This window comes from Massilia sp. Masssp94, from assembly GCF_059491305.1.
Genome location: NZ_CP168501.1, coordinates 1 through 26513 on the forward strand (window position 1 = coordinate 1; position 26513 = coordinate 26513).

The 26513-nt window shown below is 64.8% G+C and carries 27 protein-coding genes and 1 pseudogene; 15 read left to right on the plus strand and 13 right to left on the minus strand.

All coding sequences use genetic code 11. The features are described 5' to 3' along the window. Positions 1 to 2 precede the first annotated feature (2 nt). From ACEN9G_RS00005 to ACEN9G_RS00030, 6 genes and pseudogenes are all read right to left on the minus strand, one after another. Positions 3 to 929: pseudogene (locus ACEN9G_RS00005) on the minus strand (RHS repeat domain-containing protein); the annotation flags it as partial. A 484-nt stretch (positions 930 to 1413) separates the two neighbouring features. Then, positions 1414 to 1686 (minus strand): SMI1/KNR4 family protein, encoded by a 273-nt coding sequence (locus tag ACEN9G_RS00010; protein WP_413342484.1) that lies wholly within the window; start codon positions 1684 to 1686, stop codon positions 1414 to 1416. Between the two features lie 3 nt (positions 1687 to 1689). Beyond that, positions 1690 to 1821, minus strand: coding sequence for an HNH/ENDO VII family nuclease (locus tag ACEN9G_RS00015; protein WP_483127756.1), 132 nt, complete (start codon positions 1819 to 1821; stop codon positions 1690 to 1692). Beyond that, positions 1812 to 2231, minus strand: coding sequence for an RHS repeat-associated core domain-containing protein (locus ACEN9G_RS00020; RefSeq protein WP_413342483.1), 420 nt, complete (start codon positions 2229 to 2231; stop codon positions 1812 to 1814). Before ACEN9G_RS00020 ends, ACEN9G_RS00015 begins: the two co-directional genes overlap by 10 nt. A gap of 124 nt (positions 2232 to 2355) precedes the next feature. Beyond that, positions 2356 to 2811, minus strand: a complete 456-nt coding sequence (locus tag ACEN9G_RS00025; protein ID WP_413342481.1) for a hypothetical protein — start codon at positions 2809 to 2811, stop codon at positions 2356 to 2358. A gap of 8 nt (positions 2812 to 2819) precedes the next feature. Then, positions 2820 to 7298: a DUF6861 domain-containing protein gene (locus ACEN9G_RS00030; RefSeq protein WP_483127521.1), complete on the minus strand. Its 4479-nt coding sequence runs from the start codon at positions 7296 to 7298 to the stop codon at positions 2820 to 2822. A 138-nt stretch (positions 7299 to 7436) separates the two neighbouring features. Between ACEN9G_RS00030 and ACEN9G_RS00035 the strand changes: the two genes are divergently transcribed. From ACEN9G_RS00035 to ACEN9G_RS00060, 6 genes are all read left to right on the plus strand, one after another. After that, a complete protein-coding gene (locus tag ACEN9G_RS00035; RefSeq protein WP_483127522.1) occupies positions 7437 to 9803 on the plus strand; it encodes a type VI secretion system Vgr family protein in 2367 nt (788 codons plus the stop codon). Between the two features lie 8 nt (positions 9804 to 9811). Next, the gene (locus ACEN9G_RS00040; RefSeq protein ID WP_413344577.1) at positions 9812 to 10669 is read left to right on the plus strand and encodes a DcrB-related protein; all 858 of its coding nucleotides are present in this window, start codon (positions 9812 to 9814) and stop codon (positions 10667 to 10669) included. Further along, positions 10670 to 11944, plus strand: coding sequence for a PAAR domain-containing protein (locus ACEN9G_RS00045; protein ID WP_495605506.1), 1275 nt, complete (start codon positions 10670 to 10672; stop codon positions 11942 to 11944). Positions 11945 to 11975: 31 nt separating this feature from the next. Then, the gene (locus tag ACEN9G_RS00050; protein WP_413343432.1) at positions 11976 to 12704 is read left to right on the plus strand and encodes an SMI1/KNR4 family protein; all 729 of its coding nucleotides are present in this window, start codon (positions 11976 to 11978) and stop codon (positions 12702 to 12704) included. Positions 12705 to 12788: 84 nt separating this feature from the next. Further along, positions 12789 to 13031, plus strand: coding sequence for a hypothetical protein (locus ACEN9G_RS00055; protein ID WP_413343430.1), 243 nt, complete (start codon positions 12789 to 12791; stop codon positions 13029 to 13031). Beyond that, complete coding sequence (locus ACEN9G_RS00060; RefSeq protein ID WP_413343428.1) at positions 13028 to 13501, plus strand: hypothetical protein; 474 nt, start codon at positions 13028 to 13030, stop codon at positions 13499 to 13501. Before ACEN9G_RS00055 ends, ACEN9G_RS00060 begins: the two co-directional genes overlap by 4 nt. A gap of 57 nt (positions 13502 to 13558) precedes the next feature. Here ACEN9G_RS00060 and ACEN9G_RS00065 read toward each other — a convergent pair whose 3' ends face one another. Further along, the gene (locus ACEN9G_RS00065) at positions 13559 to 14089 is read right to left on the minus strand and encodes a PEP-CTERM sorting domain-containing protein (RefSeq protein ID WP_483127524.1); all 531 of its coding nucleotides are present in this window, start codon (positions 14087 to 14089) and stop codon (positions 13559 to 13561) included. Positions 14090 to 14403: 314 nt separating this feature from the next. Between ACEN9G_RS00065 and ACEN9G_RS00070 the strand changes: the two genes are divergently transcribed. From ACEN9G_RS00070 to ACEN9G_RS00080, 3 genes are read left to right on the plus strand one after another with little or no spacing between them, the layout of a single operon-like run. Continuing rightward, positions 14404 to 14808 carry a hypothetical protein gene (locus ACEN9G_RS00070; RefSeq protein ID WP_413343426.1) on the plus strand — a complete coding sequence of 135 codons (405 nt, stop codon included), beginning with the start codon at positions 14404 to 14406 and terminating at the stop codon, positions 14806 to 14808. Next, positions 14801 to 15046 (plus strand): hypothetical protein, encoded by a 246-nt coding sequence (locus tag ACEN9G_RS00075; protein ID WP_413343424.1) that lies wholly within the window; start codon positions 14801 to 14803, stop codon positions 15044 to 15046. Before ACEN9G_RS00070 ends, ACEN9G_RS00075 begins: the two co-directional genes overlap by 8 nt. 1 nt (position 15047) lies before the next feature. After that, positions 15048 to 15401 carry a hypothetical protein gene (locus ACEN9G_RS00080; RefSeq protein WP_413343422.1) on the plus strand — a complete coding sequence of 118 codons (354 nt, stop codon included), beginning with the start codon at positions 15048 to 15050 and terminating at the stop codon, positions 15399 to 15401. Between the two features lie 12 nt (positions 15402 to 15413). Here the strand turns inward: ACEN9G_RS00080 and ACEN9G_RS00085 are convergent, their stop codons facing one another. Continuing rightward, the gene (locus ACEN9G_RS00085; protein WP_413343421.1) at positions 15414 to 16403 is read right to left on the minus strand and encodes an aldo/keto reductase; all 990 of its coding nucleotides are present in this window, start codon (positions 16401 to 16403) and stop codon (positions 15414 to 15416) included. Positions 16404 to 16536: 133 nt separating this feature from the next. Between ACEN9G_RS00085 and ACEN9G_RS00090 the strand changes: the two genes are divergently transcribed. Further along, a complete protein-coding gene (locus tag ACEN9G_RS00090; RefSeq protein ID WP_483127526.1) occupies positions 16537 to 17424 on the plus strand; it encodes a LysR family transcriptional regulator in 888 nt (295 codons plus the stop codon). Here ACEN9G_RS00090 and ACEN9G_RS00095 read toward each other — a convergent pair. After that, positions 17421 to 19202: an amidohydrolase gene (locus ACEN9G_RS00095; RefSeq protein ID WP_413341522.1), complete on the minus strand. Its 1782-nt coding sequence runs from the start codon at positions 19200 to 19202 to the stop codon at positions 17421 to 17423. The genes ACEN9G_RS00090 and ACEN9G_RS00095 overlap by 4 nt on opposite strands. Before the next feature lie 103 nt (positions 19203 to 19305). On the opposite strand from ACEN9G_RS00095, the gene ACEN9G_RS00100 reads away from it, so the two are divergent. After that, complete coding sequence (locus ACEN9G_RS00100; protein WP_056131219.1) at positions 19306 to 19503, plus strand: hypothetical protein; 198 nt, start codon at positions 19306 to 19308, stop codon at positions 19501 to 19503. A 2-nt stretch (positions 19504 to 19505) separates the two neighbouring features. Here the strand turns inward: ACEN9G_RS00100 and ACEN9G_RS00105 are convergent, their stop codons facing one another. From ACEN9G_RS00105 to ACEN9G_RS00120, 4 genes are all read right to left on the minus strand, one after another. Beyond that, the gene (locus ACEN9G_RS00105; protein WP_413341524.1) at positions 19506 to 20426 is read right to left on the minus strand and encodes a pirin family protein; all 921 of its coding nucleotides are present in this window, start codon (positions 20424 to 20426) and stop codon (positions 19506 to 19508) included. Position 20427: 1 nt separating this feature from the next. Then, a complete protein-coding gene (locus ACEN9G_RS00110; protein ID WP_413341526.1) occupies positions 20428 to 20811 on the minus strand; it encodes an OsmC family protein in 384 nt (127 codons plus the stop codon). Between the two features lie 80 nt (positions 20812 to 20891). Beyond that, entirely contained in the window at positions 20892 to 21311 is a 420-nt protein-coding gene (locus ACEN9G_RS00115) for a DoxX family protein (protein ID WP_056131209.1), read from the minus strand. 50 nt (positions 21312 to 21361) lie between these two features. Further along, entirely contained in the window at positions 21362 to 22063 is a 702-nt protein-coding gene (locus ACEN9G_RS00120) for a pirin family protein (protein ID WP_413341527.1), read from the minus strand. A 225-nt stretch (positions 22064 to 22288) separates the two neighbouring features. On the opposite strand from ACEN9G_RS00120, the gene ACEN9G_RS00125 reads away from it, so the two are divergent. From ACEN9G_RS00125 to ACEN9G_RS00140, 4 genes are all read left to right on the plus strand, one after another. Next, positions 22289 to 23968: an AMP-binding protein gene (locus ACEN9G_RS00125; protein ID WP_413341529.1), complete on the plus strand. Its 1680-nt coding sequence runs from the start codon at positions 22289 to 22291 to the stop codon at positions 23966 to 23968. Then, the gene (locus ACEN9G_RS00130) at positions 23965 to 24564 is read left to right on the plus strand and encodes an NAD(P)H-dependent oxidoreductase (protein WP_413341531.1); all 600 of its coding nucleotides are present in this window, start codon (positions 23965 to 23967) and stop codon (positions 24562 to 24564) included. Before ACEN9G_RS00125 ends, ACEN9G_RS00130 begins: the two co-directional genes overlap by 4 nt. A 33-nt stretch (positions 24565 to 24597) precedes the next feature. Next, entirely contained in the window at positions 24598 to 25545 is a 948-nt protein-coding gene (locus tag ACEN9G_RS00135) for a LysR substrate-binding domain-containing protein (protein WP_413341533.1), read from the plus strand. Positions 25546 to 25668: 123 nt separating this feature from the next. Next, entirely contained in the window at positions 25669 to 26508 is an 840-nt protein-coding gene (locus ACEN9G_RS00140; protein WP_413341535.1) for an alpha/beta fold hydrolase, read from the plus strand. Positions 26509 to 26513: the final 5 nt, after the last annotated feature.

The following is a 26513-nucleotide window of genomic DNA, read 5'->3' on the forward strand; positions in this document are numbered from 1 at the left end:
GAAACAAACCGCCCAATATCCGGATCATAGTAACGGAACCGGTTGTAATGCAATCCGCTTTCGTTATCGTGATACTGCCCTTGAAACCGAACAGGCTGCACCTCCCCGATCTCATCGGGCAATACGACGACCGGCACCTCCTCCCGCACAACCTCGAGCACATTCCCCCAAGCTCGATACCGCGCAGCCCACACAACGCGCCCATCCGCATCGGTCAACTCCCGCGGCGTCCCCAAATGGTCCGTATGCAAATGCCGCATCTCGGCCGGCTCGGCGCCATCCGCACCTGCCACTGAATCCAGCCCCGCCAACGGCACAAACGCATCCTCGCCATACACATACGTCCGCGCATGACTCCCGCGCTCCTCGCACAGCAACCGGTTGCCATCCCAGACAAAGCGGGTCACACCAAACGCATCACGCTTGGAAATCCGGCGTCCGAACGGATCGTAGGCATAGCTGACAGTCTGCGCGCTATCGGTCGGCCCGCGCGCCACCACGCTACGCACCAGCTGATGCCCAGGATTCCACTCGAATCGCATCCGCGTATGCTTGCCGACCAGCTTCTCGACGACATTGCCATGCCCATCGTAGTCGTAACGCTTGTCCTCGTACACGCGAATACGGTTACCTTCGACGCGGCCGACCGGCGCCACGGTGGCATCGAGCAGGTTATGCGCCGGATCGAACGCAAACCGCTCGCTCGACTGCGGCTGCACGGCCGACAAAATGCGCCCGATCGGATCGTAGCTGTAGCGCGTCACACCGTTGCGCTGATCGTCGATCGACACGAGATTGCCCACCTCGTCGTACTCGTACTTGCGCGTGATGATGGTCGATGCCCCCTCGCCCGCCGTCTGCGACAACAGGCGCCCCACCGGGTCGTACCGGAACTGGCTGACGAGCGCCCCCTGCGTGCGGGCCACCATGCGGTGCGCCCGGTCGCGCTCAATATCGGTGATGACCTCGCCGTCCAGGTTCACCTGGTGCAGGTGACCCGAGCCGTAGTACAGGTTGTTCAGGATGCGGCCATCCGGCAGCGTCGTCTGCACGTGAACACGCAGCGCAAGCGAATTATCTGCCCGATACAACCGCAGCCGCACCACGGCTGACGCTACCGCGTCGACGAGCGCGTCAACTAATCTATTTGTTTGAGAAGAATTCTCGCGAAAAATTGACGGCTAAATATCTTGCGAAACCCACACCGCTGAATTAAGGCATCATGAGACATGAGCCTCAATTCGTTTCCCAAGAAATTCATAAAAATTCTCAGCGTACGGCATATCCTCGCCCGACGGGAGCCTTAGATATATCGGACATTCGCCGTTTTTGAAATTTCTATAGTCGAAGAAAAAAACTTCACCAAGATCAGTCTCACTAACAACAAGTTTTGAATCGTCCAGCAGCCCAGCTTTACGATTCATTAGATGTTGAAAAACTATGCCCCCCATTCGCCGACTCAAAAGGAACTCCATAAATACTGTAAATCTCTTCCCCTCCAATTTCGCCGCCTGCATATTGCTTGAGAAACCACCTATATGATTCTGACAACTTTCGATTTAGCGCGTTTTCTGCATTTACCAGCCATTCATCGTCTACCGCATCGGACGATGATCCAAAATCAATGATCGACTGATGGGCCGCGATCAATTTTTTAATCTCCGTCGCCGTTAAAGGTGGATTCATAATTTATTGCGCCCCATCGTTAGTCGCACGGTTCGCCCAATAGCGAGCCTTCCATGCATCAAATGCGGACCGATCAATCCCCGAAGGGATAACGTTGGGATTAATGTGAATTATTTCACTATTTTCTAATGGAATGTCTGCGTCAACTCAGCTATCGCGCTGTCATTTGATTGGAGCATGTGGTGAAGGTGTATGGGCTTCCCATCCGTGCCAATCGGCTCGCGACCTGTCGCCATCCTCTCAATATTCGTTCCGGAAATAACTTTCCCGCTTGCGCACCACGACGTGACTAAATTTTGATCAAAAGTATCATTTCTGGGATAGGCCGTAATTCCTTCAAATTCAGTCTGATTTGGCCAATAAACCCTGCCAGGATTCCCGCCATTTTCAGAAAATCTGCATGGCGTTAAGCCTAGCGGATCGACCCAGCTTATTGGATTGGAAGTATAGGCGAAGGTATTAACTCCGCCCAATAGACCGATCAGATCAATGGAAACAACCCACCCAATATCTGGATCATAGTAGCGGAACAGGTTGTAATGCAAGCCAGTTCGTTGTCGCAATATTGGGTTCAATATGGCGAATGACCCGGTTTCGACCATTTGTCCTGGTTCGGCCAAATTAACACCGCAGCTTGACCCGCCAAGTGCTCACATTAACGTAAAGGTTTTAATTTGCCGCATTGATGTGATTTCGCCATTCTTCAATCAATCCTTTAGCCAGAATGGCATCAATGACCCCGTTATCGATAGTGCCCACATATTGCCCGTCCAATTCAAACTCGAATTCAAGTCCATGCTCTTGCGATAAGCGCTGGACGGAATCGACAATATATTCAACCTCTTCAAGAAGAAGCGCATCGATTTCGCGGGGCAGATGATTAGAGGGCGACGCCGAATAAATCTCATGCACCCCCCCCACTGTTTCAACTAGAGCGTCACCTGGACGCGTCCCCGTGCTTTCCACAGTATCGACAAACTCAGGGGCACGGATAACCCAAGTTCTCAATGACGACATTTTTTCAATTGCATCCCTTACCAATTTCCGAGCTTCATCGTCCACGTCTTGGGCCAGAAAAAAAAGTAATTTCTGCTTTGGGTGCGATTCAACGAACTGGATTTGCATAATATTTATCAAGGCTCAGTCAATTTAGGTGGATAAAAAGGCAGGGCTGATCCGGGGCCGCCGACGTTATAACGGAACCCTCCAGGAAGATGAGCGTTCAAATGACGAGTTGCTGGCAACGGAATTGTCACCGGAGTACTAGCGATATGATGCATCGAAATTTTTTCGCCCATTAAACCGACATCTTCCGGAAAAAACATAACCCATGCCTCATCTACTTTAGGAGTCCTACCCTTAGCGATTGCTGATAAATTATCTCCGCTAAGTATTTCGCCATATCCAATGCTATCCCAGTGATCACGAAGAGCACGCCAATCAGCAGCATTTGTTCGAGTTACTCCCGAGCGTGTTGTATTCGGTTGCCTAGGCAAAGTGTCGGTCCGCGTGGCACCTTTTTCACTTGGCGTTCCCTGACCGGCCCGACACGGGCTCAGACCAAACGGATCAATCCAGGTTACCGGGTTCCAAACATACGTAAATGTGTTCGCCCCACCCAACAGACCGATCGGATCAACTGAAACAAACCGCCCAATATCCGGATCATAGTAACGGAACCGGTTGTAATGCAATCCGCTCTCGTTATCGTAATACTGCCCCTGGAACCGAACAGGCTGCACTTCCCCGATCTCATCAGGCGAAACCACCTCCGGCGAATCCCGCTGCGCAACCTCGAGCACATTACCCCACGCACGATACCGCGCAGCCCACACGACCCGCCCACCCGCATCGGTCATCTCCCGCGGCGTCCCGAGATGATCCGTATGCAGATGCCGCACCTCAGCCCGCGCCGCGCCACCCGAATCTGCGACGGCATCCACCCGCGCCAGCGGCACGAACGCATCCTCGCCATACACGTACGTCCTCGAATGACTCCCCCGCTGCTCGCACAGCAACCGGTTCCCATCCCACACGAACCGCGTGACGCCAAACGCATCCCGCTTCGCAATCCGGCGCCCGAACGGATCATAGGCATAGCTGACAGTCTGCGCCACATCCGAAGGCCCACGTGAAACGACGCTGCGCACCAGCTGATGCGCCGGATTCCACTCGAACCGCATCCGCGTATGCTTGCCGACCAGCTTCTCGACGACATTGCCATGCGCATCGTAGTCGTAACGCTTGTCCTCGTACACGCGAATGCGATTGCCCTCGACGCGGCCGACCGGCGCCACCGTCGCATCGATCAGATTATGCGCCGGATCGAACGCAAAACGCTCGCTCGACTGCGGCTGCACGGCCGACAAAATGCGCCCGATCGGATCGTAGCTGTAGCGCGTCACACCGTTGCGTTGATCATCGATCGACACAAGATTGCCCACCTCGTCGTACTCGTACTTGCGCGTGATGATGGTCGATGCCCCCTCGCCCGCCGTCTGCGACAACAGGCGCCCCACCGGGTCGTACCGGAACTGGCTGACGAGCGCCCCCTGCGTGCGGGCCACCATGCGGTGCGCCCGGTCGCGCTCGATATCGGTGATGACCTCGCCGTCCAGGTTCACCTGGTGCAGGTGACCCGAGCCGTAGTACAGGTTGTTCAGGATGCGGCCATCCGGCAGCGTCGTCCGCACCCGGTTGCCCAGCTCGTCGTACTCATGACGCACCATGGTCGACGTACCCGAGGCATCCGTCTGCTCCATCACCAGCTGACCGATAGCGTCATACGCCATGCTGACAACGGCATCCGCATTGATCGCATGCGTCATGCGCCCCAGCGCGTCGTAGGCGAAGCGCAGCCGCATCTGCTGCGCCTGCGCCGCACCCGTCACGCGCGAGATCACTTTTTCCGTCAGCTGGCCCAGCGCATCGCGCACATACGTCGTCGCGATGGGCGTCAGTTCCGTGCGCGGCGCGCAGCCCAGTTCGTCCTTGCCGACGACGAGGCCGCTGTCGTCGTAGCGGTAGCGCGTCACGCGCGCATCGAAGCTCGTTTCTTCGGCGAGGCGGTCCAGCGCGTCGTAGACGAAGCGGTGCACGTCGCCGTTCTCGTTGATCAGTTCCGCGATCCGGCGCGCCGTGTCGTAGCGGTATTCCAGCACGCCGCCGCGCGCGTCAACGCGTTTCAGCGGCTTGCCGTCGCGATCGAGTTCGTAGGCGGTGCGGTGGCCCGCGGCGTCGACGTGGGCGACGAGGCGGCCCAGCCGGTCGTATTCGTAGCGCTCGGTGGTCCCGTCGGCATGCGTCACGGCGTACAGGCGGCCGAGCGCGTCGTAAGCGTAGGTGCTCGCGTTGCCGTTCGGGTCGAGCGCGCGCACGAGGCGCCCCTGGTCGTCGTAATCGAAACTGCTCGTGCTGCCCGAGCAGTCCGTGTAGCGGATCAGCTGCCCGGCGCGGTTGTACGCGAGCGCCTTGACGCCGCCGCGCGCGTCGATGACTTTCACCGGCAGGCCGCGGTCGTCGTACTGGTACGCCGTACGCTGGCCCAGCGCGTTCGTCACGCTCGTCAGGTTGCCCTGCGCGTCGTAGCGCAGCACGGTCGTCGCGCCGAGGGCGTCGGTGATGAGGGCCGGCTTGTCGAAGCGCGCGTCGTAGACGATGCCCGTGCCCCGCCCGCCCCGCTCGACACGGACGATGCGGCTGCGCTCGTCATAGCGGTAGCGCACCGTGCGGCCGGCCGGGTCGGTCAGTTCGAGCAGGTTGTCGTTCTCGTCCAGACGACGTGTCGTGACGCCGCCCGCCGCATCCACCTGCGCGACCAGGCGCCCGCGCGCGTCGAACCTGTAGTGCTGCACGCGGCCCAGCTGGTCGGTGACGACCGTTTCCTTGTCGAGATAGCGGAATGCCCACCACTGCCCCGTGTTGGTCCAGTTGCGCAATACCTTCCCATCCGGCCCTTCGACGTCGTACTCATAGCGCGACACGAGGCCGTCCGGCTGGCCGTGTTCCACCATCACATGGTTGCGGTAGCCGAACTCGCGCACGGCATCGCCCGCGCGGTTGCGCACGCGCCGCAGGTCGCCCGCGCCGTCATACTCGTAGGACACCAGCGTATGCGCGCTGCCTTCCGGTTCCGCGGGCATCAGCGTCACGCCCAGCAGGCGCATGCCGCCCGCGACGCGTCCGAACTCGAGGGCCAGGCTGTGCCCCGCGCTGTCGTCGATGCGTGCGGGCAGGCGGCGGGCGTCGTACGTGACGCGGATGTGGTTGTCGTTGGCGTCCTGCCAGCCCGTCAGCCGGGCGATACCGTCGCCGTACAGCACGGCGAATTGCGTGCGCAGGCCATTGTTGTCGACCAGCTCGAACGTCGTATCTCCCGTGCGCGCCAGCGTGATCTGTTCGGACGGCGAATGGATCGCGTCACCGACCCGCGGCAGCGAGAACGTGATGCCGCGGTCGAACGCGTCCAGCACGACGACCTCGTCGGCGCTGAGTTGCAGGCTGTCGCTGATGGGCAGCGCCCAGCCCTGGCCCAGCCAGCCGGCGCGGTGCAGCGCCGAGCTGTAGGTGCGCTGCCAGACCAGCGGCAGCGGCGCGGGTAACGCGAAGTCGAGGTCCAGGTCGCCGAGGAGGATCTTGTCGCCCGTGATCGGGTTGACGGGCTGGCCGACGAGGTTGCACGGCGGCTTGCTGGTGGCGATGCCGCGCTTGACCTCCGATGGCTTCTCGGCCGGTTTCTGCGCCTCCACCGGTTCCCTCGCGACGCCCTTGCCCGCGCCGGCTTCGGCCTGTCCCTGTGCCGACGCGAGCCTGGGCTGCAGGTTCGGATGCGCCATCAGCTTGTCGCGGTTCTGGCCGACCCATTCCGCGAACTTCGGCCCCAGCCGGCTCTGCGACAGGTTGCGCACGAGGAGCGAACTTTGCACCTGGCCGCGCGACAGGTACAGCACCAGCGCCGTCAGGATTGCCTTCACGAGCAGCATCTGCCCTTGCGCGAACGATTCCGTCGCCTCGCGCAGCATCGTCGTGCGCCGGGCGGTCGCGTCCGCCGGCAGGTCGCCGGCGTGCCAGGCGGTCGCGAAACCGTGGGCGGCATGCCGGCACAGGTCCGGCACCGTGCTGCTCATGTCCATGACCAGCATCCCGAGACCCATCCAGACGAGGATCTCGCCGCCGATCGCGACGCCCGCCTGCGCGCCCACCGCCGCGCCCGGGATGGCGCCCACGCCGAAGGCCAGCGACCCCAGCGCCCCGCCCGCCGCCGCACCGAGCACGGCGCCGCCGCCCAGGTACAGCGCCATCTGCTTCATGACCTCGTACAACACGTCGACGATCACCGCGAAGTTCAGGTCGGCGAACTGCTGCCTGAGCAGTTCCGCGAAGCGCGGCCGGGATGCGTCGAGCGCCTGCTTGACGGCCAATGCGTTGCGCACGCCGCCCATGTCGGCGCCCGCATCGGCGATGCGACCGAGCGTCGCGCTCGCCTCGTTCGACCAGCGCTGTACGCGCCGCGCGATGTCGAGCCGGGCCTGCGCGCCGGCCTGGGCATAGTGGCGCTGCATGGTGTCGAGGGCGCGCGTCAGATCGGTCCAGTTGCTCGAAAAGTCAGACATGGTGCTCGTAGGAAAACAATTGTGAACGGCGCCAATGGCCGATTTAACGAACAGGAAATTTCTGATAGTATATACATGATTTAACATAAATCTAACAATCCCCCGTGCGGAGGACACATTCGATGCAGGAGCTGCGATATGTCATCAGATTCGCTCGATAACCGGATAAAGGCGCTCGGCGTTGCCGGCACTGCCCTCGACACCGCGGCGCTGCTGAAAGCCGGCTCGGGGAGCGCGGCCCTGGCGTCGGGCGTCGCCGGCCTGGCCGGGCACGCGAGTCCGCAACTCGCGCAGGCACTCCAGGTCGCGTCGCAGGCGCACTCGCTGGCGCAGCATGCCGGCGCGCTGGCCGACCATGCGGGACCAGGCGCGGACCAGCCCGCGGTGCTGGCGCAAGGCGCGGCGGTCGCGGAAAACCTCGCCATCGAAGAACATCCCCTGGCGGGCCAGGCCGTGAGCGATTTCGCCGGCAACGAGCCGCACTACGTGCCGCCCAATGTCGATCCCGCCGGACAGGACGACGCCGCATCGGCCGTGGCATCCCTGCTGGCGAAGTTCAACGACGGCAAGCGCCTGCTGCGCTTCTATTCGCCGCTGCAGGGCGACAAGACCCTGCTGATCGAATCGCTGAGCGGCTCGTCGGCCATGTCCGACCAGTTCGTGTTCAACCTCAGCCTGATCTCGGAAAACGCCGCCATCGACCTGAAAGACCTGATGGGCAAGAACGTCAGCGTGGGCGTGCAGCTCGCGGACGGCAGCGAACACTTCATCAACGGCTACGTGCACTCGTTCGGCTTCAGCCATGCGGACGGCGGCTTCGCGTTCTATCACGCGCAGATCGTGCCCTGGCTCAGCTACCTGAAGCAGCGCGTCAACTCGCGCATCTTCCAGGACCAGAGCGTGCTCGAGGTCCTCGACACGATCTTCAAGGGCGACTACAACGGCCTCGCCGCGTACGAATTCCGCGTCAGCCAGACCTACCGCCCCGAAAACTACATCGTGCAGTACGACGAGACGGACGAGCACTTCGTCTGCCGCCTGATGGAGAAGTACGGGCTGTTCTACTATTTCGACCACAAGCCGAACGGCCACGTGATGGTGATCAGCGACGATTCGCGCTCGGGCGCGTTCTGCCCGCCGCAGCCGGATCACGCCGAGGTCGAATTCAACGGCGGCAACCGCTGGCACGACCGCGACAGCGTGACGGCGTTCGCGGCCGAGCGCAACCTGCAGCCGACCAAGGTGGCCCTGAACACGTTCGACTTCAAGGCGCCCAATGCGATGCAGTACGTGGAGCTGCCCACCGTGACGCAGCAGGGCGACATGCCGGCCATGGAAATCTACGACGGCAACCCCGCGTTCTCGTACAAGGACAAGGACGACGGCCAGCGCGAAGCGCGCCAGCGCCTGGAAGTGCTGGAGTGGCAGGCCAAGGTCTTCACGGGCGCTTCCGACTGCCGCGGCCTCGTCGCCGGCCGCACGTTCAGGCTGCAGGGCCACCACTGGTTCGATCCGGCCACCGAGGGCGACAACGATTTCCTCGTGCTGTCGGTGCAGGTCAGCGCCCGCAACAATTATTTCGAGCGGGGCCAGAGCGACGTCTACCGCAACACGTTCACCGCGATCCGCCGCAAGATCCCCTACCGCCCGCGCCGCGCGCACCCGCCGCCGCGCATGCCCGGGCCGCAGACGGCGACGGTCGTCGGCCCCAAGGGCACGGAGATCCACACGGACCAGTACGGCCGCATCAAGGTGCAGTTCCACTGGGACCGCTACGGCCGCCGGGACGAACGCAGCTCGTGCTGGATCCGCGTCTCGCAGCCGTGGGCCGGCCGTGGCTGGGGCACGATTTCCGTGCCGCGCATCGGGCAGGAAGTCATCATCGACTACCTCGAGGGCGACCCCGACCGCCCCGTCTGCACGGGACGGCTGTTCAATGCGGACCAGCCGGTCCCGTACGGCCTGCCGGACGGCGCCCACATGATGGGTTTCAAGAGCCGCTCCACGCCGGGCGGCGGCGGCTTTTGCGAGATGGTGATCCATGACAGCAAGGGCAAGGAACTGATCAATATCCACTCGCAGAAGGATATGGTCACGACCGTGCAGAACACGCAGGCCACCGTCGTCAACGGGCCGCACCAGACCAACACGGTCAGCACGGGCTACCAGACCAACACGGTCAAGCAGTACATCGTGACGACGGCGCAGACGGGCCACATCCACGACACGGCGAAGACCAACATCGAGCTGACCGCCGAGGACGACTACATCCACGCGACGGCCAAGACCAATATCGAACTGGTGGCGCAGACGGCCCACCTGCACCAGACCGCGAAGCAGAACATCGAGCTGACGTCGCAGACGGAGCACATCCACCTGAAGGCCAACACCGACATCACGCTGGAAGTCGGCAGCAGCAAGATCGTGCTGCAGGCCGACGGCACGATCCTGATCCAGGGCGTGAACGTCAGCGTGATGGGCAGCCGGATCGACCTGAATAAATAAATGAGCCAATGAGCGAGCGCGCCATGTACCACGCCAACCACGCCACCTTCGAACTGCCCGCGCAGTTGAAGGACAAGACGATGCACATGTTCACCTTGCGCGACGATGGTCCGAGCGAATTCAACGTCGTCGTCTCGCACGCGGACGTCAAGCCCGAGGAACAACTGGACCAGTTCGGCGAGCGCCTGACGAAGGAACTGACGCGCGCCTTGCCACGCTTCCAGCTGAAGGCGATGACGGAACGCCTTGTGGACGGCGCGCCGGCGCTGGAACTGGCCTACAGCTGGCGCAACGAAGCGGGTTATATGCACCAGCGCCAGGTCATCACGCTGGTCCAGGGCAGCAAGCCGGGCACGATCGAGGCCATGCTGATGGCGGCGACGTGCCTGCGCGAGTTCAGCGACGAGTGGAACGCCGCGTTCGACGCAATCGTGGACAGCATCAGGCTGCGCCGCCCGCTGCCGAAGGTTCAGGATGGGCCGCCCGCGGCGCCATCCCCTGCCCTGCCGACGATCTTCGCATTGTCCGAACCGCGCAAGACCCTGCACGTGTTCGCGGACAGGCACGAGGCGGGCAGCAAACTGTCGGCGCGCGACGTCAACCAGGACCACTGGGAATTCTATGACGCCGAGGGCACGCGCCTGCAGGCGAACGTCTCCCGGACGAACGCCGGCCTGTCGCTGCTGCGGCCGTCGGGCACGGTCACGCTCGAACGCACGGCGGAACCACCGGGACCGGCACTGGCCGAGCGGCTGCACCTGGCCCAGTACATCCAGGCCAGTTCGTCGTCCGTGCCGTTCTACAGCCTGACGGAGGTGCGCGCGCATCTCGATCGGGTCGCGAACGATCGGGTCGCGGAGCGCTAGATGCCGGCGGCGGCACGGCTGGGAGATCCGATCGGGCACAGCCCGACCATGAGCTGGCTCCTGAAAGGCCTGCTCATCGGCGCGGCCATCGCGGTGGCCGGCGTGGCGATCGTGGGCACGGGCGGCCTCGCCGCAGTCGCCGTCGTCGGCGCGGGCGCGGCGATGGGCGCGGGCCTGGGCGAAGCGATGAGCACGATGAGCTTTGCCGGCAAGGAAGTTACGGGCGCCATCGCGATGACCGGCTCGTCCAACGTGTTCGTCAACGGCCTGGCCGCGGCCCGCGCGCACGTCGACCAGGTCCTGTGCTCCAAGCACCCCGGCCCGATACCGATCGCGACGGGCAGCGGCCAGGTCTACATCAACGGCATGCCCGCCGCGCGCGTGGACGACAAGACGGGATGCAGCGCCGTCATCACGAAGGGGTCGGGCAACGTCTACATCGGCGGCGGCACGGCGCAGACCGACACGATCAATCCGGAAAACCTCGTGCCGGGCTGGGTGCATGCGTCGCTGCTGGTCGTCGGCGTCGGCTCGGCGATCGTCCTCGCCGGGCCCGTGATCGCCGTGGGCGGCCTGGTGGGCGCGTTCGCCGGCGGGATCGGCTGCGGCTGGGTGGGCGGCAAGATGTTCGGCGAAGGCAGCGACGGCCAGAAATGGTCCGCGATCGCGGGGAGCTTCCTGGGCGGGTATCTCGGTGCGAAGGCCGCGCCGGGGGCGTGGGAGTTCGCGCAGCGGGTCCAGGTGTCGGTCGAACCGGGCACGCTGGGCATGAACGGCGGGAACGTCCGCGTCTCGCTGCGTCCGCCTGCGACGGCTGCCGAGCCGCCGGCCACGCCGCCGGTGGAACCGCCGGCACGCGTCTCGGCATCGACGTATGCGCGCCTGCGCGCCAAGACGCCGAGTTCCGCCATTCAAAAACAGGTCAACGAAGGCGTGACCTTGCCGATGCCCGACCGGGCACTACCGGGCCTGACCGTGACGAAGCCGCTGCACGCGGACCATATCGTGTCGATGAAGCAGATCACGGAAATGGAGGGATTCGCCCGGCTGTCGCAGGAAGATCAGCTCGCCGTGCTGAACAATCCGCGCAACTTCATCGGCCTGAGCGAAACGGCGAATACGTCGAAGGGCGCGAAATCGTTCGCCGAGTGGACCGAATACAAGAAAGGCGGCATCGCCGTGGACCCGGCCTTCCGGCAGGAGATGATGCAGAAAGAGGTCGACATGGCGGCCGAGTTGCAACAGCAGATTTATAATCTCCTGGGCGGCGGCTAGCGTGCACCGGCAATCACTGAAAGACGAAGCGATGACAACAACACCCGACAAGAACGCGGTACTGAATGAATTGCAGCAGTTCGTGCAGCCGGCCGCATTGATGGCCTCGCCGGCCGAAGCGGAAGCGGATCCGGCCGTGCCCGTGCAGTGGCTGCGCTTCCTCGACGAGCAGGAACACGGCCGCAGGCTCGCGCTGCTCACGGAATGGAGCGACTTCGCCGCGGAGTGGCCCAGCGTCCAGGATTTCCTGCGGACGATGCTGAAGCACCTGTACGTGATGCGCGAGCAGGACGACACCTTGTCGCTGCTGTATCTCTACACCGTCGGCGGCAAGGACCTGAACTTTTTCCGCGGCCGCGCGCCGATCGCCGACGTGCCGGAACGCCTGCGCCCGATCTGGGACTGGGTGCCCGCCAAATTCCGCGATTTTTATACGCAGTTGCACGATGGCTGGACCTTCCTGCCGGCGAATTCGATGGGACCGCTGCCGGTCGAGGATTGGGCATTCCTGTCCGACGACAAGTTCGACATCGACGACGACACCGCACGCCGGCTACCCATCGATATCTCGCGAGCCGTCGCCGTGTTTCACAACGGCGCCGGCGATTACCTGTGCCTGAATTGCGTGGGCAACGGTGAAGCGACGGGAGTCATCTGGTGGCACGAAGATCCCGAGAATCCCGAGCCGGTCGATTTCTGGGGCGTGCTGGATGCCTGGGTCGGCATTTTTCTGGAAGAGGCGGACCGCCACGGTGCATGAGCGGATCGCCGCGCTGTGCAAGGAAGGCGATGCGCTGGCGTCGGCAGGCAGCGTCGACGACGCCAAACTGAAATACATGGCGACGTGCACTTCCACGCGCAGCGCTTCGACAAGGCATTCAAGTGTTTTCATAACGCGGTCCAATGTCCGAAAGGGCTCGGCAACCCCTACATTCACTTGCGTCTTGGGCAGCTCTACTTCGAACAGCGTCTCTTCGACAAGGCAGCCGATGAACTGACGCGCGCGTACATGGGTGGGGGGATCGATCTCTTCATGGAAGACGACGCCAGATACCTGGCGTTTCTCGAGACAAGAATCTCGCTGTGAAACGCCCCATCCATTACTGCAAAAGCTGGTCCCGTGCGAAGAAAAAACCGACCGAGCTTTGGCCTGCCGGGAAGGCCGAGGCGGCGCATCTGCATCGGCAACCCTATACGGCACTCGTTGGCAGTGCGGAACGGCCGTATTGTTTCGTGGACGTTGCCGCCAACGTCCTGGTCGTCGGTTTCCTCGACAGCCTGCTGCGCGAATCGCTGACGTATGCATTCAAGGAAGTCGAGGCAGGGAAGCTGTTCATGACGATGGCGGTTCACCGGAAATTCGAGGCCGACACCGACAGCGTGACGGGTGGCGTGACGTACATATTCGATCGAAGCGGCACGATGCGGATCCGGCGCGAATATTTCTGCCCGCATCGCGCGGAAACCGCAGCGTCGTCGTGCGATCCAGCGCCGCTTTACGACATGCGGCCCGAATTCGGACAATACGACGATATCATTCGCGTCGAGAGACAATGAGCGCGCGTTGAGCGACGCCAGCCCGGCACTTTCCGGCACGCCGGGCCGCACCCCGGTTCAGGCTGTCCCGCCCCCTTTACCCTGCGTCTTCGCACGCCGCATCAGCCCCGCCAGCGACACGCCGAGTCCGATCAGCGCGAGGCTCGACGGCTCCGGAACGGCGGCCGCCGGATCGGCGAAGGTCAGTTCCAGGTTGTCGAGATTGAGGATGTGGCTGGGATCGTCCGCGTAGATCGCGAATCCATAAATGTCTTGCGCACTGGTCAGCGCCACATGTCCGCGCAGGCTGCTCCCGCCCGGGCTCGGGTTGGCCAGCAATGCGCTGGCGATGGTCTGGCCATTCTTGTCGTAGGCGACGAGGTTCACGTCCCACGACGAAAAACTGTCGATGCCGATGGCAGTCACGGGCTTGCTCAGCAGCGCAATCGGGTAGGTCGAGCTGATGAAGTGATTGGATGGATTCCCGTCATAAAAGTCGGCCTGCAGCAGCGTCCCCTGGGTAAAACCCAGCCCGAGCGGGGCGTACAGCTGGTCCAGGGGTTGCAGGAAGGTGGAGGCAGTCGGCACATCGTCGGCGGTGCCAAGCACGCCGTCCGCGCCGGGGACATGTTCAAAATCGATGAGGACAGGGCTTGCGAACGCCGGCATGGCGGCAAGGCCGCAGGCCGACAGGAACAGGGAACAAAACAGTTTTTTCATCGGATGGACGGTGACGTTGAGTTGAGGAGACCCTGTACGGGCAGGCTGAAGCGGTAGCGATACTATTGAGTACTTGCACTCATGTCCACAACCCGGCGCAAGCGTGCGCGCCCATCCAAGACGCATACGCGTGTTCGTGAAAATGTGTGAGCCTGTGGCGCGGCCGAGATGCTATCGTTACGCCGCATCCGCTTCAAAACGACATGAACACACGACTGGAAATCTCGATGAAAAACCTGGTGCTGGCCACCGCCATCGGCCTCTCTTCGGCGCAGGCGCTTGCCTGCCCACTGTCCGACTCGCTGGCGAAGCGCTACGGCATCTCGTTCTCGGGTTTCAGCACCGCGGTGCCGGAATCCGTCGCGCCCGACACGGCCCACGGCGGCCCCTTCATCCGCGTGCGCATGCCGGACGCAGTCAATGTGCTGGATGGCTTCCACCACACCATCGTCATGGATCGCAGCACGAAGAAAGCCTGGATTCTCCGCACCGGCGGCTTCGTGGGCGTCTACCAGTGGTTCGGGCCGGTCGACGTCATCGATCCTGCGCTCGACAACTGCCGGCTGGAGCCGACAGACGGCGCGAATCGGGCGGAACGCCATGGATGACTCACTGCACGTGCGCGTGACCGATGACGAGACGATCAGCATCGATGGACGCCTGGTGGCCGGGAATGCCGAACTGGTCGACGCGCTCAGGTCGGCCTTGCGGGACAACCCGAACGTGGCGCTCGTGATCGAACCGGTGAAGCCCGAGTACTACACGGGCGTCGCGAAGGTCATCTACGCAAGCCAGCGCGCCGGGGTACCGGTCGAGAACCTGCGCTACGCGACCGGGACTGCCTAGCATGCGCCGCAGCGTGCCGTTGTTTCGAGGCCGTCAGGCATGCGCCTGCAGGCAACCGCCGTTCCGGTTCAACGATTACGAGACGGTGGAACTCGGCGAAGACAGCCGCGGGGCCGACGTCTCGCTCTCCACCTGCAACGCGTGCGGTACGATCTGGCTCACGTATCGCATCGACGAGCCGCACTATCATCGTTCCGGCCGCTGGTGGCGCGTCGACATCGCCGCCGCGGACGCGAGCACGTTGTCCGCCGCGACAGCCAGAGACCATGTCGAGCGTTCCCCCGCGGGGTTCGTCGGCGGCTCCTTCTTCGACTCGCCAGGCCGCGCCGTCACGGCCCCGATCACCGTCAGGTAAGTCGCGCCCCCATCAACGATCCACCATCGCCATCGCCTTCTCGTTGTACCGCGCCCCCGCGACGCCGATCTGCTCAAGCGCCCCATCCAGCCGGCGCAGGTCCTCGTCATCCAGCTTGAGAACGGCTGCCGCGAGATTCTGTTCGAGATAGGTACGGCGCTTGGTCCCCGGAATCGGCACGATGTCGTCGCCCTGCGCCAGCAGCCACGCCAGCGCAACCTGCCCCGGCAGTGCGCCATGCCGCGCCGCGATCTCCTTCACCAGGCCGGCGATGGCGAGATTGCGGTCGAAGTTCCCGCCCTGCAGGCGCGGGTCGTTCTGGGCGCGGAAGTCGTCCGCCGGATAGTCCTCGGCACGCTTCGCCGTGCCCGTCAGGAAGCCGCGGCCGAGCGGGCTGAACGGCACGAGGCCGATGCCCAGTTCGCGCAGCGCGGGCAGCACGTCGGCGTCGAGGTTGCGCTCCCAGATCGAGTACTCGCTCTGCAGCGCCGACACGGGCTGCACGGCGTGCGCGCGGCGGATCGTGGCGACGCCCGCTTCCGACAGCCCGAAATGCAGCACTTTACCTTCGCGGATCAGGTCCTTGACGGTGCCCGCCACGTCCTCGATCGGCACGTTCGGGTCCACGCGGTGCTGGTACAGCAGGTCGATGCGGTCCGTGCGCAGGCGCCTCAGCGAGGCCTCGACGACTTCGCGGATATGTTCCGGGCGGCTGTCGGCGCCGGCGAAATGGCCCTTGCCGATGACGAAGCCGAACTTGGTCGCGATCTGCACCTCGTCGCGCCGGCCTTCCAGCGCGCGGCCCAGCAATTCCTCGTTCGTGAACGGGCCGTACACTTCCGCCGTGTCGAAGAAAGTGCAGCCCAGGTCGATGGCGCGGTGGATCGTCGCGATCGATTCCGCGTCGTCCGGCGTGCCGTAGGCGTGGCTCATGCCCATGCAGCCCAGGCCGATGGCGGAGACTTGCAGTCCTTGGGATCCCAGTTGTCGAGTCGTCAGCATGTTCTTCATCCTTTTTTGCAAAATGCCGCCCGCGGCGGCCTGGTGACAATGTAGTCGTTGCACCTTGCAAAGAAAACACCAATAATCGGATAATCATTTTCCAAAAATGGAAGATGAGAGGAAAAGCGCGCCATTGGACTGGAACGATCTTAAATACTTTCTCGAAGTGGCGCGCGGCGGCAGCCTGACGCGCGCCGCGGACGTGCTGCGCGTGAGCCAGTCGACCGTCGGCCGGCGCATCGCCGAACTGGAAGCGCGCCTCGCGACGCGCCTGTTCGCCCGCTACCAGACGGGCTACCACCTGACGGACGAAGGCCGCGAACTGCTCGGGCGCGCGGAGGCCGTCGAGGACAACATGCTCGCCTTCGAACGGGGCGCGTCCGGCCTGAGCCCCGGCGTGTCGGGCCTCGTGCGCCTGGCCACGTCGGACAACCTCGCATCCGACCTCGTGATTCCCGCCCTGCCCCGTTTCGTCGCCCGCCATCCGCAACTGCGCCTGGAGATCGTCACGACGACGGCCGCCGTGGAACTGGGCCGGCGCGACGCCGACCTCGCGCTGCGTCTCGTGCGCCCCAGCCACGGCAACCTGAAGGCGCGCCGGCTCGGTGCGATGTCGTATGGCGTGTACGGGCACCGCGACTACCTCGCCCGGCATCCGGCACCCGGCGGCGATCCGCTCGCGGGCCGCGCCATGATCACGTGGGACGAAGCGCACGCGCACCTGCCGGCCGCGCAATGGCTCGCGAAGCGGGCACCGGAGGCGCACGTGGTGCTGGCCGTGTCGACCTTGCGCGCGCAGATCGCGGCCGCGCGCGCGGGGCTTGGCCTCGCCGTCATCCCGGACTTCCTCGTCACGGATCCCGATCTCGTCCGCGTGCTGGCGCCGGGTGATGTGTTCAGCGACGGCGTCTGGCTCGTGCTGCATGCGGATCTCGCCGCGTCGAGCCGGGTGCGCGCCGTCGCCGACTTCCTCGCGGAGACGGTCGAAGCAGCCCGCGCCGCGCTGGCGGGCGAGGCCTAGCGGTTCTGGTAGCCGCCGTACGTCGCGACGGGACTCCACGCCGGCGACACCGGCAGCGCCTTCGGTGCGAGCGGCGCATAGTCGCCCGCGCCGTAGACCACCTTGCCGTTGACGACGGTGAGCACGCTCTCCAGCCGCTTGATGCCCTCCGCGTCCATGGCGAAGTAATCCTGCGGCAGCACGACGAAGTCGGCGTACTGGCCGCGTTTCAGGGTGCCCTTCACTTTCTCCTCACCGCTCATCCACGCGGACCCCGTCGTGATCAGCTTCAGCGCTTCGAAGCGGGTCAGGCGGTCGCCATCCTGCCAGATCTGCAGGCCGCCGGCCGTCTTGCCGGTGACGGCCCAGTACACGGACGGCCACGGGTTGTAGCTGGAGACGCGCGTGCCGTCCGTGCCCAGGCCGACGGGGATGCCCTGCGCGAGCATCTTGCGGATCGGCGGCATCTGGCGCGTCTGTTCGCCGTAGCGCTTCCAGTACGACTCGCCCTGGAAGTGCATGCGGTCCTGCACGGCGATGCCGCCGCCCAGCTTCCTGATGCGCGCGAGGTCGGCGTCGGTCACGGTCTCGCCGTGGTCGATGATGAAGCGCAGGCCGTTCAACGGCGTCTGCGCATTGACCTTCTCGATCACGTCCAGGTCGCGCGCGATGCTCTCGCCATACGTCGCGTGCAGGCGGAACGGCCAGCGGTTCTTCACGAGCAGCGACACGACGGGTTCCAGATCGTGTTCCATCGAGGCCGGCAGGTCCGGACGGGGCTCCAGGAAGTTCTCGAAGTCGGCTGCGCTGGCGACGAGGTTTTCGCCCGCGCCTTCGGCCGAGAAGCCGTTCGGGTACAGCATGTGGTCGTTCTGCTTCGGATGCGTCATCGTCAGCCAGCGCTGGAAGTCTTCCAGTTCCTTGCCGGCCTTTTGCGCGAACAGGTAGTAGGCCGTGCGCACCGTCAGCTTGCCCTGCTTCGCGAGTTCCAGCGACACGCCGTAATCGTCCGGGTAGTTCTGGAAGCCGCCGCCCGCGTCGATGGCGCTCGTCACGCCCAGGCGGTTCAGTTCGCGGTAGAACTGCAGGGTCGAGTTGACCTGGTCGTCGTGGCCCAGCTTGTTCGTCTTCGCGAGGGTCGAGTACAGGATCAGAGCGTTGGGCTTGGCGATCAGCTTGCCGGTCGGCTGGCCGTTCGCGTCCAGTTCGACCTCGCCGTCCTTGTAGTGCGTGTTGCGGTCGTAGCCCAGCGTCGCGATGCCCTTCTTGTTGAGGAAACCGAGGCCGTACAGGTACAGGATGAACACGGGCTTGTCCGGCACGGCGGCATTGATTTCTTCCAGCGTGGGCAGGCGCTTTTCCTCGAACTGCCATTCGTTCCAGCCGCCCACGACCTTCACCCACTGGCCGTCCGGCGTGCGCGCGGCCTGCTCCTTCAGCATCGCCAGCGCGCGTTTCAGCGACGTCACGCCGTCCCAGCGCAACTCCATGTTGTAGTTCAGGCCCTCGCGGATCACGTGCAGGTGCGAGTCGTTCAGGCCGGGAATCACGGTGCGGCCGTGCGCGTCGATCACCCGCGTGTTCGCCCGCTTCAGTTTCAGCACCTTCGCGTTGCTGCCGGTGGCGAGCACCTTGCCGTCCTTGACGGCGATGGCCTGCACGAACTCGCCTTCTTTCGCCATCGTGGCGATCTTGCCGTTCGTGAGGATCAGGTCGGCCTGCGCGAAGGCGGCGCCGGCCGTGAGGAAGCCCGCTGCGGCCAGGGCGGCGCGCAGCGCGGGGATACGAATCGTGTTCATGATGTCTTTCTTCGGTTGCTCAACGGGCGCAGGTTAGCGGATCCTAATGCGTGGCACACCTGCCTTACGACCGGGCCGGCGGGCTTCGTGTTAGCATCCGACGATGGAACGACGAAGCGACTACAAGACCGCCCTCATGATCGAATCCACGATCCACGAGGCCCAGGAACAGAACCGCTCGCCCGCGCGCGCACTGGCGTCGCTGGGCGTGCCGTTCGAGATTGCGATGCGTGTGCTCACGCGCCCGGACGAGCGGCGCCATGCGGTGCCGCCGCCGCGCAGCGCGGATGCCCAGGGCTAAGTTCAGGGATAGCGGACCGGCCGGCCCGGCAGATCCGGTAAGGGAATGAATTCCGTCTCGCCGGGTACCTGCGGGAAGCGCTGGGCTTTCCAGTCTTCCTTGGCCTGCTCGATGCGGTCGGATGAGGACGAGACGAAGTTCCACGTCAGGTAGCGCGGGCCATCCATCGGCTCGCCGCCCAGCAGCATCACGCGGGCGCCCCTGTTCCCGGTCGCCGCCAGCGTGACCGTCGCACCCGGTTTCAGCACGAGCAGCTGGCCTTGTTCGAAGCGGCCGTCGCGGCCCAGGTCGAGCGTGCCGTCCACCACGTACAGCGCCTGTTCCGGATACTCGGCCGGCAGCGTCAGGCGCGCGCCCGGCTGCAGCGCCAGGTCGACGTAGAACAGCGGCGACTGCACGGGCACGGGCGAGCGCTTGCCGAAATAGCTGCCGGCGATGATGCGGGCGGTGGCGCCGTCGCCGTCGAGGATCGGCAGCTCCTGCGAGCCGATGTGCGCGAAGGCGGGATCGCACTCTTCCTTCTCCTTCGGCAACGCCACCCAGCACTGGAGGCCGAACAGGTTGGAGCCGGCCGCGCGCACGTCCGGGCCGGTGCGCTCGGAATGGACGATGCCCTTCCCGGCCGTCATCCAGTTCACTTCGCCCGGCTTGATGTCCTGCACGGTGCCGAGGCTGTCGCGGTGGCGGATCTGGCCGTCCAGCAGGTACGTGACGGTGGCCAGGCCGATGTGCGGATGCGGCCGCACGTCGATGCCCTCGCCCGCGTGGAAAACGTGCGGCCCCATCTGGTCGAGGAAGACGAACGGCCCCACCATCCTGCGATCCTTGTGCGGCAGCGCGCGCCGCACTTCGAAGCCGCCGCCCAGGTCGTGCGTGCGCGGGATGATGATGGTTTCCAGACTCTCGTGTTCGAACGCGTCCATGTCAGCGTGCCTCCGTGGTGATCTGGATGGTCCCGGACAGCGTCTTGTGCACCGGGCATTTGTTGGCGATGTCGGTCAGACGGGCCTTCGTCTCGTCGTCCAGCGCGCCGATGTATTCGATCGTGCGGTGCAGGCCGTAGGCCGCGCCTTCCTGGCCATGCTTGATCGAGACCTTGATCTCGTCCAGCGGATAGCCCTTGCGCCTGGCGTACAGGCTCACGGTCAGCGTCGTGCAGGCCGCCAGCGCGGCGGCCAGGATGTCGTGCGGTTCCGGGCCGCTGTCCTCGCCGCCGAATTCCGGCTTCACGTCCGTCAGGATGCGGTGTTGGCCGATCTCGATCACCTGCTGCAGCGGCCCCGCGCCGCGATGCGTCGTCACTTCCATGGCTCGTTCTCCTCGTCTATTTCTTTTGCGTGGATGTCCGCCACCCGTGTACGCCAGGTCGCGGACAAATTGTACCCGTCTCAGGCTGCCCGGCTGCGCAGTACGTTCACTCGTGCGGCGCTCGTCTCGCGCTGGCGTTCGACGTCGAACAGGGCCAGCAAGCCGCCGAAGATCGCCACGTTCTTCAGGAAGTGGTTCAGCTGGTTCTGGAACTCGGCCGCGTCCACATGCCAGAAGCCGTGGAAGATCAGGGTGACGGGCACCGTGAACAGCGCGAGCGCCAGCGCCGCATATTTCGCCTGGATCCCGGTGACCAGCGCCAGCCCGCCGCCGACCTCGAGCAGGATCGCGCCCGCCAGCAACAACCCCGCCGCCGGGATGCCCAGGCTGTTCATCCATCCGGCCACGTAGCCGAAGCCGATGATCTTGTTGATGCCCGATGCGAGGAACAGTGCGCCCACCAGGGCGCGGCCGACGGGATACAGTTTAGTGGTTTCCATGCTCTTCTCCTCGAATATCGTTGCGTTTGACTCGTTAATGTTCACCAGGTTCAGACCGGCAGGTCGAACAGCAGCACTTCCGCATCCTTCGCGTCCGACAGCGCCACGACGGCCTCGTCGCTGATCTGGACGGCGTCGCCGGCTTCCAGGGCGCAGCCGTTCACCGTGAGGTTGCCCCGCGCCACTTGCACGTAGGCCTGGCGGCCCGGCAGCAACGCATGGTCGGCGCGCTCGCTGCCATCGAGGATCGTCGCGTAGATGGCGGCGTCCTGGCGCAGCGACACGGAACCGTCGCGGCCGTCGTTCGACGCGATCAGGCGCAGCTTGCCGCGTTTGCTGTCCGTGTCGAAGTGCTTCTCTTCGTAGCCCGGTTCGCCGCCCGCCTCGGCCGGGATCACCCAGATCTGCAGGAAGTGCACGGATTCCGTCGCCGAGTGGTTGTACTCGCTGTGGGTGACGCCCGTGCCGGCGCTCATGCGCTGCACGTCGCCGTAGCGCAGGACCGAACCGTTGCCCATGCTGTCCTTGTGTTCCAGCGCGCCGTCCAGCACGTAGGAGATGATCTCCATGTTCTTGTGGCTGTGCGGATCGAAGCCGCGGCCCGGGGCCACGCGGTCTTCGTTGATCACCCGCAGCGGGCCGACGTTCATGTGGGCCGGGTCGTAGTAGTGACCGAACGAGAAGGTGTGCTGCGAGCGCAGCCAACCGAAACTGGCGACACCGCGGTCCGCGCTTTTACGTACTTTCAGCATGATGTTCTCCTTGTGATTGTGATTTGGGTGTTCGAACAGTTCGAACACGCTGCGCTTCCCTGCTGGCTTGTTGCCCTCGAAAGCGCGTTTCCATGGAAAGCATTATGGTCGGTGCCAAGCAAGAAGAAAAACGAGTTGTTTTATGGTCTATCATCGATTTTTTCGACAATCGACCGCCGCGCATGGACGCTACACTGTGTCGGAAGGGATAAACAGGAGACACAGATGCAAGCCAGCTACGTCCACGGGGCGCACTCGCTCCCCCTCATCGGCGACACGATCGGGGCCCACCTCGACCGCATCGCCGAGCGCCATCCCGACCGCGATGCGCTCGTCATCCCGCACCAGTGCGTGCGCTGGAGCTGGCGCCAGCTGCGCGAACGCGCGGACCGGCTCGCGGCCGGCCTGCTGGGCTTGGGCTTGCAGCCCGGCGACCGCATCGGCATCTGGTCGCAGAACCGCGCGGAATGGGTGCTCACGCAATTCGCCACCGCCAAGGCCGGCCTCGTCATGGTCAACATCAATCCGGCCTACCGCCGCGCCGAGCTGGAATACGCGCTGGCCAAGGTCGGCTGCCGCGCGCTGATCCTCGCGCCCGGCTTCAAATCGAGCGACTACCTCGGCATGCTGCGCGACCTCGTGCCCGAACTCGATGGCGCCGCACCGGGCGAACTGCGCAGCGCGACGCTGCCCGGGCTGCGCCACGTGATCCGCCTCGGTCACGAATCCACACCGGGCATGCTGGCCTTCGACACGGTGGCGCAATGCGCGACCCCGGCCGACATGGCGCGCCTGCACGCCGTGGCGCGCACCCTGCAGTTCGACGATCCGGTCAACATCCAGTTCACGTCCGGCACGACGGGCACACCGAAAGGCGCCACGCTCACGCACCACAACATCCTGAACAACGGCTTCTTCATCGGCGAGGCGATGCGCCTGACGGAACGCGACCGCCTGTGCATCCCCGTCCCGCTGTACCACTGCTTCGGCATGGTGCTGGGGAACCTCGCATGCATGACGCACGGCGCCGCGATGGTCTATCCCGGCGAAGGCTTCGATGCCGGCGCGGTGCTCGCCACCGTGCAGGCCGAGCGCTGCACGGCGCTGCACGGCGTGCCGACGATGTTCATCGCGCTGCTGGACCATCCCGGGTTCGCATCGTTCGACCTGGGCAGCCTGCGCACGGGGATCATGGCCGGCTCGCCCTGTCCGATGGAAGTCATGCAGCGCGTGATCCGGCAAATGCACATGGACGAGATCACGATCGCCTACGGCATGACGGAGACGTCGCCCGTCAGCTTCCAGACCTCCGTCGACGACCCGCTCGCGTGCCGCGTGGGCACGGTCGGGCGGATCCACCCGCACCTGGAAGTCAAGATCGTCGACGCGGAGGGCCAGGTCGTCCCGCGTGGGGAAACCGGGGAGCTGCTCACGCGCGGCTACTCGGTGATGCTCGGCTATTGGGGCGACGACGAACGCACGCGCGAAGCGATCGACCCGGCCGGCTGGATGCACACGGGCGACCTTGCCACGCTGGACGCGGACGGCTATTGCCGCATCGTGGGCCGCGCCAAGGACATGGTGATCCGCGGCGGCGAGAACATTTACCCGCGCGAGGTCGAGGAGTTCTTGTATCGCCATCCGAAGGTGCTGGACGTGCAGTGCGTGGGCGTGCCCGACCCGAAATACGGAGAAGAACTGTGCGCGTGCATCGTGCTGCGCCCGGGCGAGCACGCGGATGCGGACGAGATCCGCACCTTTTGCCAGGGGCAGATCGCGCACTACAAGATCCCGCGCTATATCCGGTTCGTGGACGGGTTTCCGATGACGGTGACGGGGAAGATCCAAAAGTTCATGCTGCGCAAGGAGGCGGCGGACGATCTCGGGCTGGGGGGCCATGCATGAAGTGTCTCGTCGTGATCGCCCACCCCGTCCATGACAGCCTGTGCCGCGCGCTGGCCCGGCACGCCATCTCCACCCTGACCGCCCACGGCCACGACGTGGTCGTCGAAGACCTGTACGGCGCCGGCTTCGCGCCGGCGTTGACGGCGACGGAACGCGCGAGCTACTACGGACCCGCGTTCGACGCAAACGCCACCGGGACGCACATCGCGCGCCTGCAGGCCGCCGAGGCACTCGTGCTCGTGTTCCCGACGTGGTGGTTCGGCTTCCCCGCCATGCTGAAAGGCTGGTTCGACCGCGTGTGGGCGCCGGGCGTCGCGTACGACCACGCCGGCGACCTGGGGCCGATCCGGCCGCGCCTGGACAAGCTGCGCCATGCGCTCGCGATCACGTCGCTCGGTTCGCCGTGGTGGGTCGACCGCCTCATCCTCCGCCAGCCCGTGAAACGCGTGCTGAAGACGGCGCTGCTGGGGACGTGCGCGCCGCAGTGCCGGTTCGGGATGCTGTCGCTGTACCGGGCCGAGTCGCTCGCGCCGAAGCAGGTGCAGGCGTTCCGCGCCCGTATCGGAAGGACGTTGTCGAAGTGGGCGCGCGCCTGATACGATGCGCCCCTCGCCCTCGATTGCCCGCACATGCTCAGACTCAGCCTGGACGCCCTCCTCACCGTCGACACGATCGCCCGCCGCGGCAGCTTCTCGGCCGCCGCGAAGGAGCTGTATCGCGTGCCGTCGACGATCTCGTACACCGTCTCCAAGCTGGAGGACGACCTGGGCGTGCAGTTGTTCGAGCGCTTCGGCCCGCGCGTCGTCCTCACGCCGGCCGGCGAAGAGCTGCTGAAGGAAGGCCGCTACCTGCTCAAGGCCGCGGGCGACCTGGAGAGCCGCGTGCGCCGCGTGGCCTCCGGCTGGGAGACCGAATTCACCATCGGCATGGACTCCGCACTCGCCCCGCTCGGCCTGCAGGACGACATCCGCGCCTTTTATGACGTGGCCGACCAGACCCGGTTGCGCATCGTGCGCGAAGCGTTGTCCGGCACGTGGGAAAGCCTGCTCGACCGCCGCGTCGACCTGCTCGTCGGCGCGGCCGGCGAAGGGCCTTCCGGCGGCGGCTACACGGCGGAACCGCTGGGGACGATGTCGTTCGTGTTCGTCGTCGCGCCTTCCCACCCGCTGGCGAGGGTCCGGCATCGCCTGGGCAAGGCGGAGCTGACGGCGCACCGCGCGGTGTCCGTCGCCGACTCCGTCCGGCTGCTGCAGGCGCGCACGGTGGGCCTGCTGTTCGGCCAGGACACCCTGACCGTCCCCGACATGCAGACGAAGTACGAATTCCAGCTGGCGGGCCTCGGCTTCGGCTTCCTGCCCGAGGCGTGGGCGCGCGCCGACATCGCGGCCGGCCGCCTCGTGCAGAAGGAAGTCGAGGAGCCGAAGCCGGACGAGACGCTGTACATGGCGTGGCGCACGGGCGAGGAAGGCGCGGCACTGAAGTGGTGGCGCGAGCGCATGCGCGCGTCGGCGCCGGTGGACCGCATGCTCGCTCTCAACTGCCCGGTCGAGAAGGCAACACCCGATACCGCCAGGTAAGCAAAACCTATACGTTCGTATGACTAGACCGCCCGCGCGCCGCTCCCGACAATGTCCGGGTCCGGATGCGGCGGCGCGCGCTGTCCCTTCCGGCTTCCAGCCACCAACCCGAAGGGACACGCCATGACCATCACCCGCACCGCCAACACCATCACGACCCGCGACGGGACCATCATCCACTTCACCGACTGGGGCCACGGTCCCGCCGTCGTGTTCAGCCACGGCTGGCCGCTGCAGGGCGACGCCTGGGAAGACCAGATGATGTTCCTGGCGAACCATGGCTACCGCGTCATCGCCCACGACCGCCGCGGCCACGGCCTGTCGAGCAAGCCCTGGCACGGCAACCACATGAACGACTACGCGGACGACCTGGCGCAACTGGTCGAAGCACTGGACCTGACCGACGTGACCCATGTCGGCCACTCGACCGGCGGCGGCGAAGTCGCGCGCTACATCGGCCGCCACGGCACCGACCGCGTCAAGCGCGCCGTGCTGGTGGGCGCCGTGACGCCGCAGATGGCCAAGTCGGATGCGAACCCGAACGGCGTGCCGATGTCCGTGTTCGACGGCATCCGCGCCGGCGTGCAGGCCGACCGCGCCCAGTTCTTCAAGGACCTGAGCATCCCGTTCTACGGCTTCAACCGCGAGGGCGCCAAGGATTCGCAGGGCGCGCGCGACACGTTCTGGCTGCAGGGCATGCAGTGCAGCGTGCGCGCCGCCTACGAGTGCATCAAGCAGTTCTCGGAAACCGACTTCACGGAAGACCTCCAAAAGATGACGATCCCGACCCTCGTCATCCACGGCAGCGACGACCAGATCGTCCCGATCGACACCACCGCGCGCCGCGCCGTCGAGATCCTGCCGCAGGGCCGCCTGGTCGTCTACGAAGGCGGCCCGCACGGCCTGGCCTTCACCCACAAGGACCGCCTGAACGCCGACCTGCTCGCGTTCCTGCGCTCCTGATGCAA